The sequence below is a fragment of the Streptomyces sp. NPDC023573 genome, assembly GCF_055559735.1.
In genome coordinates, this window is record NZ_JBVHKB010000009.1 from 155,189 (window position 1) to 175,389 (window position 20,201).

The 20,201-nt window shown below is 65.9% G+C and carries 12 protein-coding genes; 6 read left to right on the forward strand and 6 right to left on the reverse strand.

From position 1 onward, the window contains the following. Positions 1-8: 8 nt before the first annotated feature. The gene (locus ACZ32T_RS27270) at positions 9-920 is read right to left on the reverse strand and encodes a hypothetical protein (protein WP_467369516.1); all 912 of its coding nucleotides are present in this window, start codon (positions 918-920) and stop codon (positions 9-11) included. A gap of 93 nt (positions 921-1,013) precedes the next feature. Between ACZ32T_RS27270 and ACZ32T_RS27275 the strand changes: the two genes are divergently transcribed. Further along, entirely contained in the window at positions 1,014-1,331 is a 318-nt protein-coding gene (locus tag ACZ32T_RS27275) for a helix-turn-helix domain-containing protein (protein ID WP_382672492.1), read from the forward strand. 223 nt (positions 1,332-1,554) lie between these two features. Here the strand turns inward: ACZ32T_RS27275 and ACZ32T_RS27280 are convergent, their stop codons facing one another. The 3 genes from ACZ32T_RS27280 to ACZ32T_RS27290 form a co-directional block, all read right to left on the reverse strand. After that, complete coding sequence (locus ACZ32T_RS27280; RefSeq protein ID WP_467369520.1) at positions 1,555-2,103, reverse strand: hypothetical protein; 549 nt, start codon at positions 2,101-2,103, stop codon at positions 1,555-1,557. Positions 2,104-3,203: 1,100 nt separating this feature from the next. Beyond that, a complete protein-coding gene (locus tag ACZ32T_RS27285; protein WP_167846875.1) occupies positions 3,204-3,581 on the reverse strand; it encodes a hypothetical protein in 378 nt (125 codons plus the stop codon). Further along, positions 3,581-6,040 carry an AAA family ATPase gene (locus ACZ32T_RS27290; protein ID WP_467369523.1) on the reverse strand — a complete coding sequence of 820 codons (2,460 nt, stop codon included), beginning with the start codon at positions 6,038-6,040 and terminating at the stop codon, positions 3,581-3,583. The genes ACZ32T_RS27285 and ACZ32T_RS27290 overlap by 1 nt, the downstream gene beginning before the upstream one ends. A gap of 511 nt (positions 6,041-6,551) precedes the next feature. Here ACZ32T_RS27290 and ACZ32T_RS27295 point away from each other — a divergent pair. After that, positions 6,552-7,202, forward strand: a complete 651-nt coding sequence (locus tag ACZ32T_RS27295) for a hypothetical protein (protein WP_467369525.1) — start codon at positions 6,552-6,554, stop codon at positions 7,200-7,202. Between the two features lie 800 nt (positions 7,203-8,002). Here ACZ32T_RS27295 and ACZ32T_RS27300 read toward each other — a convergent pair. Further along, positions 8,003-9,019: an EcsC family protein gene (locus ACZ32T_RS27300; protein ID WP_167846871.1), complete on the reverse strand. Its 1,017-nt coding sequence runs from the start codon at positions 9,017-9,019 to the stop codon at positions 8,003-8,005. Between the two features lie 371 nt (positions 9,020-9,390). Between ACZ32T_RS27300 and ACZ32T_RS27305 the strand changes: the two genes are divergently transcribed. The 4 genes from ACZ32T_RS27305 to ACZ32T_RS27320 are packed head-to-tail and all read left to right on the forward strand — an operon-like array spanning position 9,391 to position 17,810. Then, a complete protein-coding gene (locus tag ACZ32T_RS27305; protein ID WP_467369527.1) occupies positions 9,391-11,544 on the forward strand; it encodes a hypothetical protein in 2,154 nt (717 codons plus the stop codon). A gap of 17 nt (positions 11,545-11,561) precedes the next feature. Continuing rightward, the gene (locus ACZ32T_RS27310) at positions 11,562-13,184 is read left to right on the forward strand and encodes a class I SAM-dependent DNA methyltransferase (protein WP_167846869.1); all 1,623 of its coding nucleotides are present in this window, start codon (positions 11,562-11,564) and stop codon (positions 13,182-13,184) included. Continuing rightward, positions 13,177-14,535 (forward strand): restriction endonuclease subunit S, encoded by a 1,359-nt coding sequence (locus ACZ32T_RS27315; protein ID WP_467369529.1) that lies wholly within the window; start codon positions 13,177-13,179, stop codon positions 14,533-14,535. Before ACZ32T_RS27310 ends, ACZ32T_RS27315 begins: the two co-directional genes overlap by 8 nt. Further along, the gene (locus tag ACZ32T_RS27320; protein WP_467369531.1) at positions 14,532-17,810 is read left to right on the forward strand and encodes a type I restriction endonuclease subunit R; all 3,279 of its coding nucleotides are present in this window, start codon (positions 14,532-14,534) and stop codon (positions 17,808-17,810) included. The genes ACZ32T_RS27315 and ACZ32T_RS27320 overlap by 4 nt, the downstream gene beginning before the upstream one ends. 1,058 nt (positions 17,811-18,868) lie before the next feature. Here ACZ32T_RS27320 and ACZ32T_RS27325 read toward each other — a convergent pair. Then, positions 18,869-20,116 (reverse strand): hypothetical protein, encoded by a 1,248-nt coding sequence (locus ACZ32T_RS27325; RefSeq protein ID WP_467369533.1) that lies wholly within the window; start codon positions 20,114-20,116, stop codon positions 18,869-18,871. Positions 20,117-20,201 lie beyond the last annotated feature (85 nt).

Sequence of the window (20,201 nt, forward strand, 5' to 3'; positions counted from 1 at the left end):
GGGCGTTCTCATGCCGAGCCGCGCAGCATGCGGGCGGTGGCCGCGGTGGTGAGCGGGGGGACCGATGCTCGGTAGGGGGCCAGGGCGGCGGTCGACTTCATGCCCGCCGCCCTGGCGATGACATCTTCTGGGACACGTTGGCGAAGGAGCTCAACGATCCAGGTGCTGCGCAGCCGGGCCAGCTTCAGTCCGGGAAGCCCCGATGCACCCCCAAGAGTTCGCTCGACCCAGTTGGACACGCCGTTCTTGGGGTCGGCGACCTGGCGTTGGGGCAGGAACAGGTATCCGTCGCCGGCTTCCCACGCCCTTGCGGCGAGTACCTCCTCCCACATCGCTCGGCAGACCACCAGTCGGTCGCTGCCTGGCACTGCGACGACCACCGCTTCCGACGGCAGCACGGTGACGTCGGTGCCGCGGGTGGCCAGTACCTCGCGGCGTGCCAGTCCGCAGCCGGAGCCGAGGGCCAGCAGGGCCAGGGCGCTGCCGCCGAGGGTGGAGGTAGGGGGCAGTGCGCGGGCCCACATCAGGTAGCGGGCGAGTTCCGGCGGGGTGTACGGGGCAGCGCGTTGGCGCTTGGCGCTCATTCGGGGCGTGGGCTGCTGTCCGTACTCCAACCACAGCAAAGCCTCGCGGATGCGCAGGAGGATGCTCCGGTACGTCTGGACGGAGCTGCCTTCGAGTTTCGTCCGTGCGAGCAGGTAGCGCGTCATCACCTCTGGCGCCAGCCATGCCAGAGGGTCGCGGGCAATGCCGACGCGCTCGGCGTACATGGCCAGACCGGAGAGCGCCAGCATCACTTTCGGGACTGGATATGGGACGGAATCGCAGGTCGCTGCGGCCACCATGCGGACGCCATCGGCGACCAAGGGCCACTCCGATGGCTTTTCCAACGGCTGGTAGCCGAGGATCGCGCCGCTCATAGCCGTCTCCAAAGGAACGCACCACGAAAAGTGGCTACACAAGTGGCCGCCTGTTTCGTGAGTGTGCACTTCGACTGTCAGGAGCGCATGCGCATGACCGGAGGACGAGGCCGCAGCAGGCCGCCGCGGGAGCTGGCTCGGGACCCGGAGAACTGGCCCGAGGCGACGTTCGTTGACCAGCCCCAGGCCAGGGTTGTGCAGGCGGTTGCACAAGCCCTGACCAGGCAAATGACCCTTCAGGGGCTGGGTCTGCGACGCGTCGCCGCCCTCAGTGGCGTCAACCGTCAGGCGGTCGCGAATCTCCTCGCCGGCAGTAGCTGGCCGGACGTGGCGACGTTGAGCCGTCTGGAGGACGGACTCGGCGTGGGTCTCTACCCGGGTACCAATGATCCGGGATCGATGCATTGCTGAACCTCCGGAACCTGCACGTCAGCCGTGCAGGCAGGACGGATTGGGCTCAGCACGCCACAGGTGGCCCGACGGTGGGCTACCCTCAAAAATGGCATGCAGAAGCCCCTAGTCGGACTCACATGCTCGGTGCCGCCGAGACTGATCCCTTGGCGGCACCACCAATTCACCGTCCAGCGCCGTGCTGATCCTTCACGGCAATGAACGTGCTGCTAGGCGCTGCTACTTATCGATCCACCTCCGCCCCGGTGTACAGGCCCGGTCCGACCTGCTTCAGGAATCCCTTGTTCACCAGGCGGTTGAGCCGGTGACGCATCCGCTCGATCTCTGCTCGCGGCGCACTCTTGTCAACGAGGGGGATGACTACGTCCTTGGGGCTCATCGGCCGATCAGCCGAGCCCACCAGAGTGACAACCTTCCGGTTCAGCTCGGTAAGCCGACCAGAGTGTTGCGTACCCTGCTGCTTGTCTTCCCTGCGCCGCTGTTGTGTACCCGGCTGCCTGCCGGGGGTCGACCCTGCATCCGACTCGGTGGATTCTGAAGCACCATCCGTGGAGGACTGTGTATGACCCCCGTCGCGGCCTTCGGCGGATCCTCCACTCGCAGTCGGTTCGCCAGGAGGTGCCTCTTCGAGAAGCTGCGCTGCAGTACGCCGCGTGATTGCAAGTTCTGCCAGCCGCTCCTCGGCAACGGCGATCTCGGCGCGCAGCCGGGCAACCAACTCCCGAGCAGCGTGTTCCTCCGCGTCGAGACGATGGAAGAGCATCTTGCTCATTGCCGACCTCCCATCAAACTCCGCACGTCCAACCCAAGTTGCGCGCAGGTCCGTGCGCAACCTTGCATGCAAGCGTCACTCTAGAGCCACCGTGTGCCCTCGTGGGGCACCTTGCTGAATCTCGCCTACGCAAGGGAGGGGGCGCGCAAACCATCGCGTCGAAGGGGAGCTTGCGTAGCCACGGCGGTGATCCTCTTCGGGGCGTTCGTTGGTCTCCGCGTCCCCCGTACGGCGGGGCCGCACGGGTCTCTTTGTTCCGGGGTTGCGCTTGGTGGACTGGCCCTGCGACGTCGATGAGGGCTCGTGCAGGCGAGCGCCAACATGCCATTCAATTCAGGGTGATTGGACCGTCGGGTAGCCAGCCGTTGAGGTAGCCGTCGATCAGGGTCGCCGTGCTGTCGAGGTGGGGTTCCTGCAGGAGCGACGAGAGCCTCGCTCGTGCTGCCCACATGACAGCCAGCCCAGACCGTCCTCCTCCATGGATCGAGGTGGAGGCCAAGGGGGCCCTTGCGCGAGTGAGGAACACATGCTCCTCCATTCGTACCCGTGGCAAGCTGCTCGAGGGAACGGTGGCCCATCTTCGTCCGACAACTGGCCCCAATCGGATGACCGAGCCGCTGAAGCAACGTGTTCCTAGCCTCAGGGCGGCCGCGGCGTCGGACTCGACCGGCCGGACGGGGGTGTGTGGCAAGGTCCAGCGCTTGTGGACGGAATTAAAGAGCGGAAAGAGGGCTACGCGCTCTTGTGCATCGATCACGACGAGGGTCACTGTGCGATGAAAGCGGGGTCCGGGGAGATGCATGGAATTACCATCGGTGATGGCTACATAAATAGCCAGTGGAGCTGGCCTGGATGGCGGATAGCGCCGACGAAGGAGTAGGTCGGTCACCAGTCTCTGTTTCGGGCGGTTGCGAACGTGCCTTCACTCTCTGCCGACCTCCCCACCGCTCCGCCTCGTGGTCCAGCAGGCGTAGGCGCGATCGATCGCTCTCAGCGCTGCAGCGATGATTGCATCGTGCGTGGTAGCACCCATGAGCATCCCCCCGTGCGGTGCCCGTGGACGCTGCGGCGGTGATGCGCTCGGCTCCGGCGAAAGACCATCAAGGCCTGTTGGTGGCCAACGCCCCGACCAACTCGCCGACCTCCGCCTGCCAGATGCGGACCTGGTCCTGTGCGGGGCCGATCTCGTATTGGTGGTAGTGGCACCCCAGGCATAGGTGTGACCAGACGGCGGTGGTGCGGCGAGCGGTCTCAGTCGAGGTGTAACAGCGGAGGCACAACATCTTGGCCCGCATCGTGGTGCCGGCGAGTCCTGGCACCGCGGCCTCGAGAGCGAGGTCGACGGAAATCTCCAGAGCGGTTCGAAGAGCGAGCGAGGCTCCGCGATGGCAGCCGGCGGCCGTGGCACCAAAGCCGTCGACAAGCAACCGATCAGCGGTCAGAAGGAGCTCCTCAACAGAGGCAGTGGGAGTGCTCATCACGCAGTCACCTCCGGCCTGCGTACCTTCTGCGCCATGGTCTCGATGTCGTCGACGAATCGGTGGGGGTCGATGATCTGAGCCCCGGCGGCGTGGGCACCGTTCTGGCACTGCTTGAGGAGTTCCACCGCACGCGGCCCGCAAAGGGTGCGCAGTTCCTGGTAGACATCACCGGTCCGCCCGGCGTCGCCGAACAGGGCCAGCGCCGCGACCTTCAGCAGCTTGTCGGCTTCGCCGACGGCCGCCTGCAGTGAGTGCTCGGGCGCGCCGGAGCGGTGGTGCCGGATCCAGGCGGCCTCGAGGAAGGCGTTCTCCAGGGCGATACGGCACAGGCTGGGCAGCACGTGGGTCCGTGCCGCCGTCGGCAGGTCACTGGTACTGGCGAGGGCTCGCGCGTCGTCAAGCGCCTGCCGCACCGGGTCGGTCACCGGCTTGACCTTCACCTTGGACGACTTGGCCCGCTCGACCTCGAACACCGTCACGGGCAGATCCTGGCTGGTGAACGCCCGCTGGAGTCGGGTGTCGTGGGTGAACACAACGACCTGTCGGTGCTCGCCGAGCTGGTGCAAGACTTGGGCGAGTCCGTTGACCTTGGCGGGGTCCATGGACTGCACGGGGTCGTCGATGACGATGAAGCCGAATGGGCTGTCGGCGGTGGCGGCGCGGGGCAAGAACAGGGACAGTGCAAGGGAGTGCTGCTCGCCCTGGCTCATCACGCTGAGAGCCGAGGCCTCCTGGCCGTCGACGGAGACATCCATGACGAGCTTGCGGACAGTGGCCTTCTCGCTGCCCTTCAGGCTCACGACCTTGAGATCGATGTTGCTCTCCTGGCGGAGCTGCTCCCAGATCCGCTGCGACTGTTCGGCGAAACCTTCCATGCGCTGTTCCCGCAATTCGGTGGCCAGCGCCTTGATCCAGGTGCTCGCCTTCTTGATGTCCCTCAACTGAGACTTGCTCGCCTCCACGGTCTGGGCCTTCTCCGCCCAGCCCGCCAGGCGGAGCACGAGCCTGCGCCAGCGTTCGTCACGCTTCTCCAACTCCCTGATGGCACGCTCCTTGACCGCGGCACAGGCATCGGCCAGGGGCACGGCGGCATCGAGGGCGCGCCGAGCGAGCTCGCCCGGATCGCTGATCGACCGGCACGCGGTCCAGGCGTGCCAAGGGTCAGTGAGGGAGGTGGGGATCCGCGTAGGCGTGTGAACGAGATCCTGTACGGCTCTCGCGGCTGACCGGAGTTCGCTGCGCGCGCCTGCAGCTGTCTCCGCCTCCTGCCGCAGTGCGGCGATCTGGGCGATGGCGTCCGCAGCCCATGCCGCGTCCAGCACCCCGGCGGTCCCGCACACGGAGCAGGAGCCCTCGTCGGGATGGCGGTCGTGGTGCGCCACGGCCCGTTCGAGGAGTTCCGCACGCTGCAGGGCTTCTTCGGTACCGGTGCCGTGCAGGTCTTCGATGTCGGCGAGAGCCTTGCGCAGGCGATCCACTGCGGTGCGGACCTGCGCCACATCGGGTTCCTGTACATCGGCTTCGGCACGCAGCCCGGCGATCAGGTTGGCGTCCGTGCCGCCGGGCAGACCGGTGACCAAGGCATCCAGGGCTTGGAAGTCGGGGGCTCCGGCTGTGTCGATGGCCACGAGCGCCTGGACCGCACGATCGTCGTCCTCCAACTCGTACAGGGCCTCCTTGAGGCCTGGCAGCTCCGCCTTCGCCGCTTTCTCCGCCTCTTCGAGCGCCTTGGCTTCCCTGCGGAGCCGGCTGTCGGCGGCGCTGAGCTGCCCCAGCCCGAGGATGGTGGCGATGGCGTCGTACATCTCGGAGGGCTTGCCGCTGATCATGCGGTCGAGATCGACGTACGACAGGAAGGGCCGGAAGTCCTGCAGGTCCTGCTTCCAGTCCACCTGATCGAGGAGCGCGCGGCCGTGTTCCGGCCGCTTGAGCTCTGCCTGGGAGTCTCCGAATCCTTCGCCTTCCCAGGTGCGAGTGAGGGTGCTGCGGCCAGCGTCTCCCTCGATGGCCAACTTGACCTCGATCTCCGGCCTGCCGCCAGTGTCGTGAAGGTTGCGCCAGTTGCTGCTACGCATCGCGTGCTGCCCCTGCCAGCGCAGATTCACGCCAGTGAAAGCAGTCTCGATGCCCTCGGCGATGCTGGACTTGCCGGATCCGTTGCGACCCACGACCAGGTTCACTCCGGGCCGGGGGGTCAGCTTGAGCCAGGCGCGCGGTCCGATGCCGCGGAACCGGGTGACGGCGACTGATTCGAGGTAGATCCGGCCGACTGTAGATGCTCCCCGGGCCTCGCCGGCGCCCAGCGCCTCCTTCAGGAGCAGCTTCACGGGCTCGCCGAGAGGCGACTCCTCGATGCGCCTGCGCATGAGGGTCGCCATTGTTTCGGGCCGGTCGTCCTGGTCCGACGGCTCGGTGTCTTCGGGGTCGTGCGCGCTCTGATCGGGCCGTTCCGTCATGAGGTGCCTCCGGGCGTCGAGTGCGTGGGTGACGGGAGCGGGCGCTGCCCTGGGACTTCTGCCGCCCTGCTCACAGACGGAACATTAGAAAGACGAAGGCATGGAAGGTTGCTAGAAACTGATAACTGGGGTTATCAGGACGTCTCTCAAGAGTTCATGCCCATTCTTGTGAGAGCAGCACTGGAGGGTTGACAGCCAGTCGGCGTGTAGCAGCACAGGCCAACTACGTTGCCCCTGGCCCGAGTAGGCCGGGGTCGGTAGTCGGGACGTGCCTCCTTGTCCGCGGCACCCGAAGTACGCTGCACGACGAGGGCTGTTCAGACCCGGTTGGAGGCTGACGAAAGTGTCCGCACCATGCACAGGCTGGATACGCGAACTACGGGGGCACGCAGTCATGTTCACCGGAAAAACCCTGGTGGACGGTGAATGGGTTATCCGTAAGGACTGCTTCTCTCGTTCGCAGACGCTAGGAGCTACATGCCAGAACAGTTTTTCCAGGAAGGTGACCCTCGTGGTCCATGGAGAGCTGGCAGGCAACGTCAAGGACATGGACCGGGGACTGAGTAGGAAACTTCTGGCGGTGCTGGACTCACGCAAAGCAGGCCAACACGTACACGTGGTCGACGCCGCCGGCTATGCAGATCTTCTGTTCGGAGCTCCGGCTCGCTGCCGGGACCTCAAAGTGCAGGGCGATCACGTGGCGGTCATGCCTGAGGTCGGAGATGGTTTCCTCGGTGGACCGTTCGACAGGCTTCATCTGCGCACCCGAGGGCTCGGCCGGTTCGAGGCCGGTGTTCTGGGACGCGGCACGCCGCGACACGAGAAGCTGTTGTCGCGCCTGATCGAGCAGGTCACTGGACGGACGGCACTCGAAGTCCGCGCCCCGACGCGCCGCGGTCCGCACTTCGACCTCGGCTGGATCAGTAAACGGACCGCGTACGGCGCGTGGGTCGCGGTTCCCCAGGTACCGGCTGACGAAAGGACGAATTGCCTGACGGAGGTTGTCGAGCACGCCAGCAGGTCAGTCCGTGCTGTTCCGCGACACGGCCAGGCCCAGCCCGTAGTGGTGCTCGAGGAGTCCGTAGAACTGAACTCCGGGCTGGAGGAGAAGGCGAAGTCGCTCGGTGTTCTCCTCGGGAAGGTCCGGGATGTCCCTCGTTGAAATGTTGAACAACCGGCGTATAACGGCCTGATGTGGAGAAGGCAACCGCTCGGGGCGTGGCATTCCGCGAAGCCCACGGGCGGAGAGACTCTGAGGCCTGGACAACCAAGGCTACGGAGGTGCCCACGCGGCCGCTATCGCAGTACCGGGGTGGCCCCTGAGTGGAGTCGCCGCAGGTATCGACAACCCCTTCTCGAGCAGTTTCGAGCTTTGGTACCCACCCAGATGGGCTCGGCACCACTCTGGCTGTCACCCACCCGTAGCAGCCGTCCGCTCAAGTGCAGGCGTGGAGTCCGCCGTCGTCGGCCCCGAAACCGGCTTGCTGGCACCCCGAGTGCCTGACACCTTGTGATCGCGCATGCGATCAGCCAGACACTGGCTGGGTTCTGCCCGTGGCAGGACACGTCGCCGCGGGCACCGTCGTCGAATAGGCCGTCCCTGCCGCCGACGTACTTGGGTGCGAAGGCACCCTTGCCGGTGATCACTTTGGTGGTCTTCTCGCCGGGGCGAAAACCATGACGTGCATCTGGTTCTCGGCCAATCGGGCTCGGCTGTCCGTTCCCATCGGTGTTGGTGATGGGAAGTGCGGCGGCTTTTTGCTACCCGTTGGGGTTGGTGACCCGGGGCGAAGGGAACACCGCGATTCGTTAGCCCAAAACCGAGTCGCCAGGATCTGCAGGAGGTTCGGAGTCTCCCGGCCCATCCCGCCAGGGTGGTGAAGTGCAGCCCGGACAGGGCGCGGGTGCTCGCTCGCCAGCGGGGGCCCGCCGAGGTTGCATCGTGGACCCAGCGGCCATCTCTTACGTGGCGTCGGTCTGGGGGTCGTCCTCGTCTCGGTCGCTCGCCAGTGCGGTCGGCAGCGGCAGCCCGTACTTCTCGCACAGGAATCGGGTCTGGCAGTACCGCCGGGCGTCTGCCGCCACGTTGCCGAGGACCGCGGAATTCATGCCGGCGCCGATAAGAACGCCCACGAAGGGCACGACCTTGGCGACATTCTTTACGGGCACCCTGGCGCCAGCCGGACCCAGCTGTTGCATCAGCTTCTCGAGCGCGGCAAGGAGACGGTGATCCTTGCGGAGGTTGTCCGACCAACGTATGCGTCCCTTGACCGCGCTCGCCGCCCGGGCGGTGTCACTCAACGGCTTGACTTTGGCCGCTTGTGCCATGAAGGACCGCTGTACCAGGCGTTGGATGAAGACCTGCTCACCAGGGTCTTTGGCGTCGTAACCGTAGGAGTACGCGATGCGCGATGCGATCGACGTGCTCAAGACCTGAATGACGAGGATGTCCGCTGTCAGAGCGACGGGAATACCGGCGACGGGGACCATGGCCAGCAGGCCCATGGCGCCGCCTTCGAACGCGCCGGCGGTTCGCCACTTGAGGGTGTTGGAGGTCAGCAGCTGGTCGCAGACCTTGAGGTCCTGTCCTCGCAATTCGGAGAAACTGTCGATGTCGAAGCCTCGCCTGCGGGCGAGCTTCTCGACGTTCTTCGGGTCGTTGAGCTCCATGGCCCAGTCATTGACCAGCTCGAGCATCGCTGCCGCGGCTGTGAGTGCCGGCCGCATGGCCTTATCGGCAACCGCGTCGCCCGCGCGACGGATCGGTTCCGTCACCACCTCTGGCACAGCGTCCGTAACCCGTCGCACGGCGTTTCCCGCGACCTCACCAGTGCGACCGATCGCGGCGCTCGCCCAGTTCGGCAGACCACGGCGGTTGTTTCGGCGCTGCCAGTGCTCGTTGAGCTTGTCCCACACCTGCCCCTCGTAAGCGCTCATCGGGGTCGCACCGTCGACGATTGGGTCGGCGTGAGTGCTCATTGAGGTTCTCCATTTCGACTGTGAACGCTGGGACCTGGGAGGCGGGTGGCGGACTGATCCTGGGCGGCCAGGTCACTCCTTCCGCCGCCGCTTCAGGTGCCGACCGGAGGCCGGCTTCGAGCGGGCACTGATCATGTGTTCTCCAGCTTTTGGTGCGCTGAGGCCTTGGCTGGCCGTGCGGCACCACACTGAGCGCTTACAGCTTGTTGCAACTCAAGAAGAGTGATAACCCCGGTTATCAGCGCAACTGGGAGACAACCCAAGTCCTCGCTGTAAAGTTCTGACACCTGCCGCCGAACCGGGGTCCAGATGATCCGACCGGCCCGCGCAGGAGAAGAGAACAAGGTCTGCATGCAGAGGGGGTGGGGCTCATGACCAGTGCGTTTGGAGCAACATCGCTCATCGTGCCCGAGGAGCCGACCTGGCGGATCACATACGCCGAAATTGCCTCCCTCGCACAGGTAAAGCGGCCGGTTCCCACCACGTGGAGCCGTCGCCACCCGGACTTCCCGGCACCGATCGCCCACGAGGACGGCCGTCCCGTGTTCGACGCCCGCGCCGTTGTCGACTGGCTGACGGACACGGGCCGCGGCAACGCGGCCCCTCGCCGCCTGCGCGCCGAGCTCGCCCTGCACACCCTCGCCGCCTGGCGGACTCCCGCACTTCCGGCATCCGTCCTGGTGGGCGCGCTTACGGCGCTGCTCTGCCTGCGTCAGCAGTACGACGCTCCGGTCGCCGACCAACACTGGGATGCGCTGGTGGCCAGGGCCGCCGAACTGGACGCCGACGACCAGTTCCTCCTGGCCGAGCTGCGTGCCGTACCCGCCCCGGATCCCACCGGCCCGGCCCTCGCCGCGCTTGCGGACGAACTGACCGAGGCCGCCTACACCGCGGCCGAGGCCTTCGACTGGGTCCTGGAGGCGCGGCAGCGTCTCGGCTCCCACGAACTGGCCGTCGACGTACCCGCCCCGGCGGTCCTCCGGGCCCTCGCCGCTGTGTCCGGCATCGACACCCTCCGCGAGGAGTCCGTCGTCGCCACCCCACACGCCCGTGCCGGCGACCTCCTCGCCGCCCTGCACGACCAGGCCGCCGAAGACTCCGGCCACACCTATCTAGCCGCCGACCCCGACTCGGCCCGCGTCCGCCTCGTACGCCGTCGCATGCTCGTCCGGGGGGTGTATGAGTTCAACCTCGACGTCATGGAGGGCGCGGACCTGTCGGCCTCGGTCGACGAGTGGGGATACCCAAACCTGCTGGTGTGCGCCATCCCGTACGAGGCTGCGGAGACCCGCCGCCCGGAGGCCGTCCTCGAGCAGGTGCAGGCGCTCACCGACTACCTCGAAGCCGGCTCCACCGCCGTCATTCTCGGACCGGCTGACGTCCTCGTACGTCCGCTGCCCCGACACGGCGAAGCCGACCGGCTGCGTCGCTCCTTCCTCGGCGAGGGCCTGCTGAAGGCCGCGATCAGCCTGCCCGACGGCGCCATGCCGTACCGCCCCGGCTACCGCACTGCGGTGTGGGTCCTCTCCCGCACCCCGCAGGAGGAGCGGGCCGGCCGGGTCCTGCTCACCGATCTGTCAGCGAAGCCGCTCACCGGACCGGTGCTCGACGCGCTTGCCGAGGACATCGCCATCTGGCGCGCGTCCGGCTGGCGCGACGACCGGCGGCACGAGCCCCGCCACGGCTTAATCGTCCCCGCGAAGGAACTCGATGACCGCCCGGGCACCGCCTTCACCGCGAGCCGGCGCCCCGCCGAGGCCCGCTACGCCCGTGCCGTCGTCGAGCGTCCGGCACGCATCAGCGACCTCGAGCAGCGTCTGGCGGACCTCCAGCAGCAGTCCCGTCTCCACGCCGACCTGCGCGCGGCGATGCGTGTCCAGGCCGTGCTGCGCTCCGAGGACCAGCCGGTGCGGCGCACCACGGTCCGTCGCCTCCTCGACGATCGCCGCTTGCGCCGCCGTCCCGGCCACCGCATCGCGCCCGAGCACCTCACGGCCGACGGGCACTACGCGGTGCTCGGCCCGGACGAGATCCTCGGCACCGCGCGGCTCGGCAGCCGCCGGATCGACCGCGGTTTACTCCTCACGGCGTATGAGCACGCCCAGTTCACCGAGCCCGGCGACGTCATGGTCACCACCAGCCCACGCTTCGGCGTCCACGTCGACACCAGCGGCCTGTCGGTGGTCACGGCTCCGGCCCGCATACTGCGCGTCCACCCCGACGCCGACCCGCCTGTCCGGCCGCGGGTGCTGGCCGCGCTGCTGGGAGCGGCGGCCGCCGAGTACGCGCGCACCAATGGTGCCGTACGGGCCTCCCGCAGCATCGAGGACCTGATCATCCCCGACCTGGGGCGCGAAGAGGCGGAGCGGTACGACGCCGCGCTCGCCGAGATCGAGCTCCGAGCAGGGCTACTGCGGGAACAGTCCGCCGCCCTCGACGACCTGACCCGCATCACGGCCGCCGGCCTCGCCGACGGCACCTTGACCATCCAGAACCTGCCCGGACTTCCGGGAACTGACGACTGAAGGAGACGGTCTGCCCGATGGCTACCGCTGCGAAAAAACCCACCGACCAGGCGGAGCTGTTCAGCGCCTCCACCACCAAGGAGATCCAGGCGATCCTGTGGAAGGCCGCAGACAAGCTGCGCGGCTCCATCGACGCCGCGCAGTACAAGGAGTTCGTCCTCGGCCTGATTTTCCTGAAGTACGTCTCCGACGCTTTCGATGAGCGCCGGAGTGAGCTGGCCACGGAGCTTGCCGACGACGGCATCACCGAGGATCGGATGGACGACTTCCTGGAGGACCGCGACGAGTACACCGGCGCACACGTCTTCTGGGTCCCGGAGACTGCCCGCTGGTCGTGGATCGCGGCAAACGCCAAAAGCCAGGGCGTCGGCAAGCTGCTCGACGAGGCGATGGATGCGGTCATGGCGGAGAACGCCTCGCTTAAGGGCGTCCTGCCGAAGATCTTCAACCGCGACAACATCGACCAGAAGCGCCTGGCTGAACTCGTCGACCTCATCAGCGACGCCCGCTTCGGCGGCACCGAGGACAAGCCGGCGCAGGACGTGCTGGGCGAGGTGTACGAGTACTTCCTCGGCAACTTCGCGCGTGCGGAGGGCAAGCGGGGCGGCGAGTTCTACACGCCGCAGTCCGTCGTCCGGCTGATCGTGGAGATCCTGGAGCCGTACGAAGGGCGGGTGTACGACCCGGCATGCGGCTCGGGCGGTATGTTCGTCCAGGCGGCCAAGTTCATCGAGGCGCATCAGGGCCGGGGGCACAAGGCCGACATCGCGGTCTACGGCCAAGAGCTCAACGAGCGGACCTGGCGTCTGGCCAAGATGAACCTGGCCATCCACGGCATCGACGGCAACCTCGCAACCCGTTGGGGCGACACCTTCGCCGAGGACAAGCACGCCGACCTCAAGGCCGACTTCGTCATGGCCAACCCTCCCTTCAACATCAAGGACTGGGCGCGGGACGAGAGCGACGCGAGGTGGAAGTTCGGCGTTCCGCCGAAGAACAACGCTAACTACGCGTGGCTCCAGCACATGGTCTCGAAGCTAGGCGAGCGGGGAACCGCTGGCATCGTCCTTGCTAACGGCTCGATGAGTTCCCAGTCGAGCGGCGAGGGTGACATCCGCCAAGCAATGGTGGAAGCGGACTTGGTTGCGTGCATGGTCGCACTGCCGTCCCAGCTGTTCCGTACTACGCAGATTCCGGCCTGTCTGTGGTTCCTGGCTAAGGACAAGACGCCGCAGGGCGCGAAGCGCCAGGAGGACCGGCGGGGTGAAATCCTGTTCATCGACGCCCGAGCAATGGGCGAGATGATCGATCGGACCGAGCGCATCCTGACCGAAACCGACCTCGCGAAGATCGCTGGCGCGTACCACGCATGGCGGGGTACAGCGTCGGCACGGGAGGAGGGACTGACTTACGAGGACGAGCCGGGGTTCTGCTTCTCAGCAGATCTGGAGACCGTGCGTCAGCACGGGTACGCGCTGACACCGGGACGGTATGTCGGCGCCGTCGAGGTGGAAGAAGAAGACGTGGAAGCAGTGGCGGCAAGGATCGCCGAGCTGACGGAGGAGTTGTACACACTGTTCGAGAAGTCGGTGACGCTGGAGAAGATGGTCCGGGAGCGACTGGGAGCGATCCGTGGCTAAGACGAACACATCCACCGGCGGCCGCGCCGCCACAACGGGCATCATCCCCGGTAAGTGGGCACTGAGTGTCGGTAAGCCCAGCATTCCAGCGCCTCCTGGCTTCAACTGGACTCCGCTGTCCGAAATCGCTCGCCTTGAGAGTGGGCACACTCCAAGTCGTCGAAATCCTGAGTACTGGGACGGAAATGTTCCATGGATCGGCATCAGGGATGCGACTGGAAACCACGGGCGGACAATTACGTCCACCCTGCAAACCATCACCCAGGCTGGACTCGATAATTCGTCTGCCCGTTTGCTTCCTGCTGGCACCGTCTGTTTGTCCCGCACCGCATCGGTGGGCTATGTCGTCACCATGGGCGCTCCCATGGCGACGAGTCAGGACTTCATCAACTGGGTTTGCGGGCCGAAGCTTTCGCCCCGTTACCTCCACTACATTTTGGTCATGGAGCAGGATTCCGTTCGGCGGTTCGCTCACGGGACCACGCACCAGACGGTGTACTACCCGGAAGCTAAAGCCTTCCATGTATGTATCCCTAATCGCGAAGAGCAAAATCGAATCGCGTCCATGCTCGGGGCGCTGGATGACAAGATTGCTGTCAACGAGCGAATCACAGCGACAGCCGATGAACTGGCCAGAACTCACTTCAGGGCAGGTTTCTCCCTTGCTCTCGACTACGTGACGGATGGCACCTCCCTACCGCCCGAGTGGGCCGTATCGACTATTGGCGATTCCGCCACTACAGTCGAAACAGGAATTCGCCCCAAGGGGGGTGTGGCTCAGTACACGTCCGGCACTCCAAGCATCGGGGCCGAAAGTGTCATTGGGCTTGGGAAATTCGACTTCACCAAAACAAAATTTGTACCCGAAAACTTCTTTGCTGATATGCGGAGAGGAATTATCCAGGACCTGGATATTCTCGTCTACAAAGACGGAGGGAAGCCGGGAGACTTTAAGCCGCACGTCACGCTGTTTGGGAAAGGTTTCCCATTTTCCAAGATGTGCATCAATGAGCATGTCTATCGCGTCCGAATGGCATCCAGCGTCGGGCAAGAGTTCGGGTACTACTGGTTGTCTTCTGTGCCGGTCATGGCAGAGATGCGACGGAGAGGTACGGGTGCGGCTATTCCTGGAATGAATTCGTCAGCGTTTAAGAGTATTCCGCTCGTTGTTCCCCCCTCCGACAAACTGGCCTCGTTCACAGATGCTGCTGCTCCCTTGGTGGACAGGGCCCTCATGGCGGCCGTTGAGTCCCGCACCCTCGCCACCCTCCGCGACACCCTCCTCCCCCAGCTCATGTCCGGCCGCCTCCGCGTCAAGGACGCCGAGAAGATTGTCGAGGACAACACGTGACGCACCCCGACTACGACAACCAGAACCACCGACCCCATGAGTCCGACTGGGAGCTCCTCGCCCTCGACGAGCTCGGCGAGCTCGCCTGGCAGCACACCCCCGGCAACGAATTCGCCCCCGGTTCCGGCCACCGCAAGTCGTGGGCCGACCTGATCCTCTACCCGGACCTCACCGAGGCCGTCGAGCGGCTCAACCCCGCCCTCCCCCCGGACGCCGTCCGTGACGCCGTCGCAGCCGCTGCGACCCCGGCGTCCCAGGACACGTACGAGGAGAACCGCACCGCCCACGACAACCTCACCGCTGGCATCCGATCCGTCACTTACACCGATGCCTTCGGCGCCGAGCACAACCCGACCATCCGCCTCATTGACCTGGACGACCCCGAAGCAAACGTCTACCGCGCCGTCAACCAGGTCACCGTCATCGACGGCGAGAAGAATCGCCGCTTCGATGTAGTCCTCTACGTCAACGGCCTACCCGTCGCCGTCCTGGAGCTGAAGCGCGCGGGCGACGAGGACGCCACGCTCCAGACTGCGCACTCCCAGGTCACCCGGTACGTCGAAGAGTTCCCGACCGCCTTCCGCTACAACGCGGTCGTTTTACTCTCCGATGGCATCACGGCGAAGTACGGCACGCCCTTCACCCCATACGAGCACTTCGCGCCGTGGAACACGGACGAGTTCGGTGCCCGCGTCGAACCGCTCGACGCCGAGGGCATATGGGACTCGGGCCAGAACCTGGCCGTACATGGCCTCTTCACCCAACTGCGCTTCATCTCCCTCATCCGGTCCTTCATCAACTTCGTCCCATCGAAGCGGATGAAGCGCATCGCCAAGCCCCACCAGTTCTATGCGGTGACCCGCGCCGCAGAAGCCGTCCGCGAGGCCTCCGCGAGCGACGGGAAGGCTGGCGTTGTCTGGCACACCCAGGGGTCCGGCAAGTCGGAGGAGATGGTTCTCACCACCACGATGGTGATGAGGGACCCGGCGCTGCTGAACCCGACGGTCCTCGTCATCACCGACCGCACGGACCTCGATGATCAGCTGTACTCGACGTTTCTCGAAAGCGAGATCCTCCCGCAGCCGCCCATACAGGTCCACACGCGCGCCGAGCTCCGAGAGACGCTCGCCGCCAAGCGGGTCGGCGGCATCCTCTTCACCACACTGCAGAAGTTCGGCAAAACCAAGGAGGAGAAGGACTCCGGCGCGTTCCACCCGCTGCTCTCCGACCGCCGCAACATCGTGGTCGTCGTCGACGAGGCGCACCGCAGCCACTATGACTCCCTCAAGGGCTATGCCCGCCACCTGCGTGACGCGCTCCCGCACGCCACGCTGCTCGCCTTCACCGGCACCCCGATCTCCGAGGACGACCGCAACACCCGCGAGGTCTTCGGCGACAAGGGCGCCTACAACGGCTACATCGACGTCTACGACCTCAAGCGGGCCGCCGACGACGGCGCTACCGTCAAGGTTTTCCATGAGAGCCGAGTCATCCAGCTCGTGCTGGACGAGGACGTCGACCCGACCACTATCGACGAGGAGGCCGACCGCATCACCGACGGCCTCGACGACACCGAGCGCCGCCGGGTCGAGCAGGCCGTCGCGACGATGAACGCGATGTACGGCGCGCCCGCCCGTGTAAGGGACCTCGCCGCCGACCTCATCGAGCACTGGGAGGGGCGGCGGGAGCGGATGCAGCCGTTCGTCGGTGTCTCCGAGGCGGGTGGCGCGACCGGCAAAGCGATGGTCGTGTGCGCGACCCGGGAGATCTGCGTCCGCGTCTACGACGCCCTGCGCGAGTTGCGGCCCGAGTGGCACAGCGACGAGGTCGACAAGGGCGTCATGAAGATCGTCTTCTCCTCCAACTCTCGCAAGGACCCGGACCACCTTCTGGTCCATGCCCTGAGCGACGGCCGGCGCAAGACGGTCATCAGCCGGGCCAAGGACCCCGACGACGAGCTCGAGCTGCTCATCGTCAACAACATGCTGCTGACCGGCTTCGACGCCCCGCCGGTCCACACGATGTACCTGGACCGGCCGCTGAAGGGCGCCAACCTGATGCAGGCCCTGGCCCGCGTCAACCGCCGCTTCCGCGCCAAGGAGGACGGCCTCCTCGTCGGGTACGCGCCGCTGACCGAGAACCTCCAGCGCGCTATCGCCGAGTACACCGAGGCCGACCAGCAGGACCGCACCCTCGGCCAGGACCTCGACCGGGCTCTGGACGAGCTGCGCAACGAGTACGACATCCTCGCCGACATTCTGCGTGGCTTCGAGTGGCGCCAGCGGTTGGAGATGCCGTCGAAGACGGCGTTCATCGACGCCGCCATCAAGGCCGCGAACTACCTGCGTGACCCGCGCACGGCCGGCAACAATCCTGACAAGCTCGACGACGCCCGTCAGACGCTCGGCCGTCGCTTCCGCGAGCACGCGCACCGCCTGGAGCGCTTCTACGCGCTGTCCGCCAGCGCCAAGAACATCGGGGAGCGCTTCCCGGACCACCCGGCCTGGCGGCGGGACGTCCAGTTCTTCGTCGAGGTCCGCGCCTACATGGCGAAATACGACGCGATGGACCGCGAGGCCCGCGGCCTGCCCGTCGCCCGCGACATCGAGCTGTACCTCTCGCAGCTCACGTCCTCGGTCGTCGAGACCAGGGGCGTGACGGACCTGTTCGCCGAGGCCGGCCTGGAGACCGCCGACCTGACGCACCTGAACGACGCCCTCGTCGCGCAGCTGCAGAACAGCGAGACCCCGCACCTGGCGGCGGAGGCGCTGCGGCGGCTTATCGAGCGGAAGATGCGTGAGGTGACGCGGCACAACGTGGTACGGCGCACCACGTTTTCCGAGCGGCTGCAGGACCTGATGGTCCGCTACATGCGGCAGCAGTACACGAGCGCCGAGCTCATTGCCAAGCTCGTCGAGATGGCGAAGGAGGTCATGGACGACGCCCGGCGCGGCGAGAAGTTCGAGCCGCCGCTGGACTGGCGCGAGCTCGCCTTCTACGACGCCCTGGCCGACCACGGCACGGCGCAGTCGGTGATGGGCGACGACGTCCTGGCCGGGGTTGCCCGTGAGCTGGTCGCGGAGGTCCGCAGCAAGCTGAAGCCGGACTGGATCGCCCGCGAGCCGGTACGCGCCCGGCTGCGCAGCGCCATCAAGCGCCTCCTGGCCCGCCGCAACTACCCGCCGGACCAGTCGCCGGAGGCCATCAACCTGGTCCTCAAGCAAATGGAACACTTCGCCAACGAGTGGTCCACGAAAGAACAGAAGGAGAACTGAGCCACAGTTCCGTGGCCGTGCTGGCTGGAACCATCTGACTCTGCGCTAAGAACGAGATGGCTCGCGTCTGCACTGCGATGGACCTGCTGTACTCCGAGAACTGGAGTGCCCTGCTGTTATGGCAAGGCCCGGTGCAGACCAATTGTTTCTGCAGGGCGCTCAGTAGGAATCAGCGCAGTCAAGGGGGGCGCTCGTGGACGGCGTAAGAATGACTCGCACCTGTTTGAAGTGCCGCAACTTTATCGAGGTCGAGCAGGACGGTTGCGTGGCCATCCACACCAGGCCGCTGAGTGGTCTCCACTGCCATGCCTCCGGTCAGCTCGCCTCACTCGTGTCGGTCCAGTGGGGGCTTGGACCTCGACATAGCCGCACGATTGTGAGCGGGGGCAAAAGAAGCGGGCATGGTCGGCGGAAGAAGGCCGAGTACCTCAAGCCCCCTGAGTGGATACCGAGTTATCAGGGCGCGCACCTGCCGTCGATCGGTTTGCCCGCCAAGGGATGGTTAGGCGTCTGGTTTCCGGCTCACACCATGTGGGAACACGAGCGGAAGCTCTACAACTGGCTCGGAAGCGACCGGTCGTTCCGGTGGGACGGCCGCCAGGGGTGTTGGACGGTTGCCAGCGATCACTTCCCCCGAATAAGCAGGGAGCTGCTCCAGAGGTACCCGGGCGTCCTCATCGGCCGGGAGTACAACCCGAGTGAAAGGTGCAACTCGTCCTGTCAGAATGCCCGGGGCTTCCTGTGCACCTGCTCCTGCCTTGCCAAGTACCACGGCCGCGGGAAATGGCGCAGCGGGTGGAGGACGCTGGGCGAGTTCAGCGATCGCCGCGAAGGAAGACCGTGGCACTGGATGGCCGTTGCCGTTGCAAGCTGATCGCCTCGCCACGCCCCCGCGCAGAAAGCTTGCCCAGCCGCCGAGCCCGCGTCCCGATCCCGCCGACGGAAATCCCTGCCCCCATGGCCGCCCCGGCTGAAGAGGCGCCACCGTGTGTCGGCGGCGGTCGAGCCGCCTCTTCACCGCAGTTCAGCGCACGACCGCCTCGGACGTGCGGGCCGGGTCAGTGTTCGGTGGTGAAGACAGCCTCCTGCGCGAGCTTGTTGGCCGGCCTCACGCGACTGCTGTCCGGGTACAGGTGGAAGACAAAGGCCTCTGCCTTGTTGGCGAAGTCCGTTGCGGGCCGCGTGATACGGCCGTTGACGAGGACAACCAATCGCTTCCCCTCGATCGCTGCGTCGGCATAGAGCTGCTTGATGTCGGCGGTTCCCAGGTCCTTGGACCGCTGCCACCATGCGATGTGGACTTCGTCCGAGCTGAATGGTGAGTCGTCGGAGGACGAGAATTTGAGGTCGGCGAACCCCATGGACCGAAGCTGGGCCGCGACTTCCGTGACCAGGACGTGAGGGCTGGCTGAGACCATTTCCTCACTGAAGAGGGCGAGTCCTTCTGAGCCGCTCGTCCCATGTGCCTCGATCTTGGTAACCGCTTCCGGGCAGGGGACGAAGGCGAATGGGTTGTCCATGAGTTCCTCGATCACGTCCGCCAGGCGGGTCGGATCGCCGTCGGGCAGTGAAGCCCCGGGTGTGCGGCTCGCCTGACCGTGAATGAGGCTGTTGAGATCAAGGCGCCACTGGACGCCATGCTCGAAGTCATGGATGTCAACCATCCACCCGAGGGTGGGTTTGCAGGAGACGCGGATCGTCCGAGGGCCACTCCGGGTAATGAGGAAGTCGCCCTCCTGCCGCGGAAGACTACGAGCTTCCCATCCCTTCGACGCCTCGTTGGCCCGCAGCCTGTTGTTTGCCACGACTTGGGCGACGGGAATGCCCCGCCCGACCAACGCATCCGCTAGGCAGACGATCCGGCACATCTCCGGCTCATCCCACTTCCAAGGGCTCGCCTCCTCGCGTCTGCCCCTCCAAGCAGCGATGCGCTCGTGGAAAGCGTCAGCCAGGACTCCCTCGCCCGTGCGTGGATCCCAGATACGAGGAGAACCTCCGTCGGCAGGACCGTATATGAGCCAGAACAGGTGGTAGTCGTATGGGCGACCGAACCTCGTCATCCAGAGCAGAGTCTTCGTGCCGTCGTCCCCGGCGACGGTGAGGGCCGCAGCGCGATGCTCTCCGACCAGCTCCTGCATTCGCAGCCGGTCGTTCAAGTCGGGATGCCTTTCGCGGACCGCTGACTCGACGCGCTGGTAGGCGAAGAAGGTTCCCATGGCAGACGACATGTCACCCCACGGAATCTGCATGAACGTCATCAGTCCGAACCCCCTACGCCTGTGGTCAGAGCAAGCCTCGGTGATCACGCTAGCGCGGTATCCGGCTCGACTGCCCTTGTATACGAAGAGGATGGCGCCCAACCGCGCTCACGTGTACGGAACCTCCCGGCAG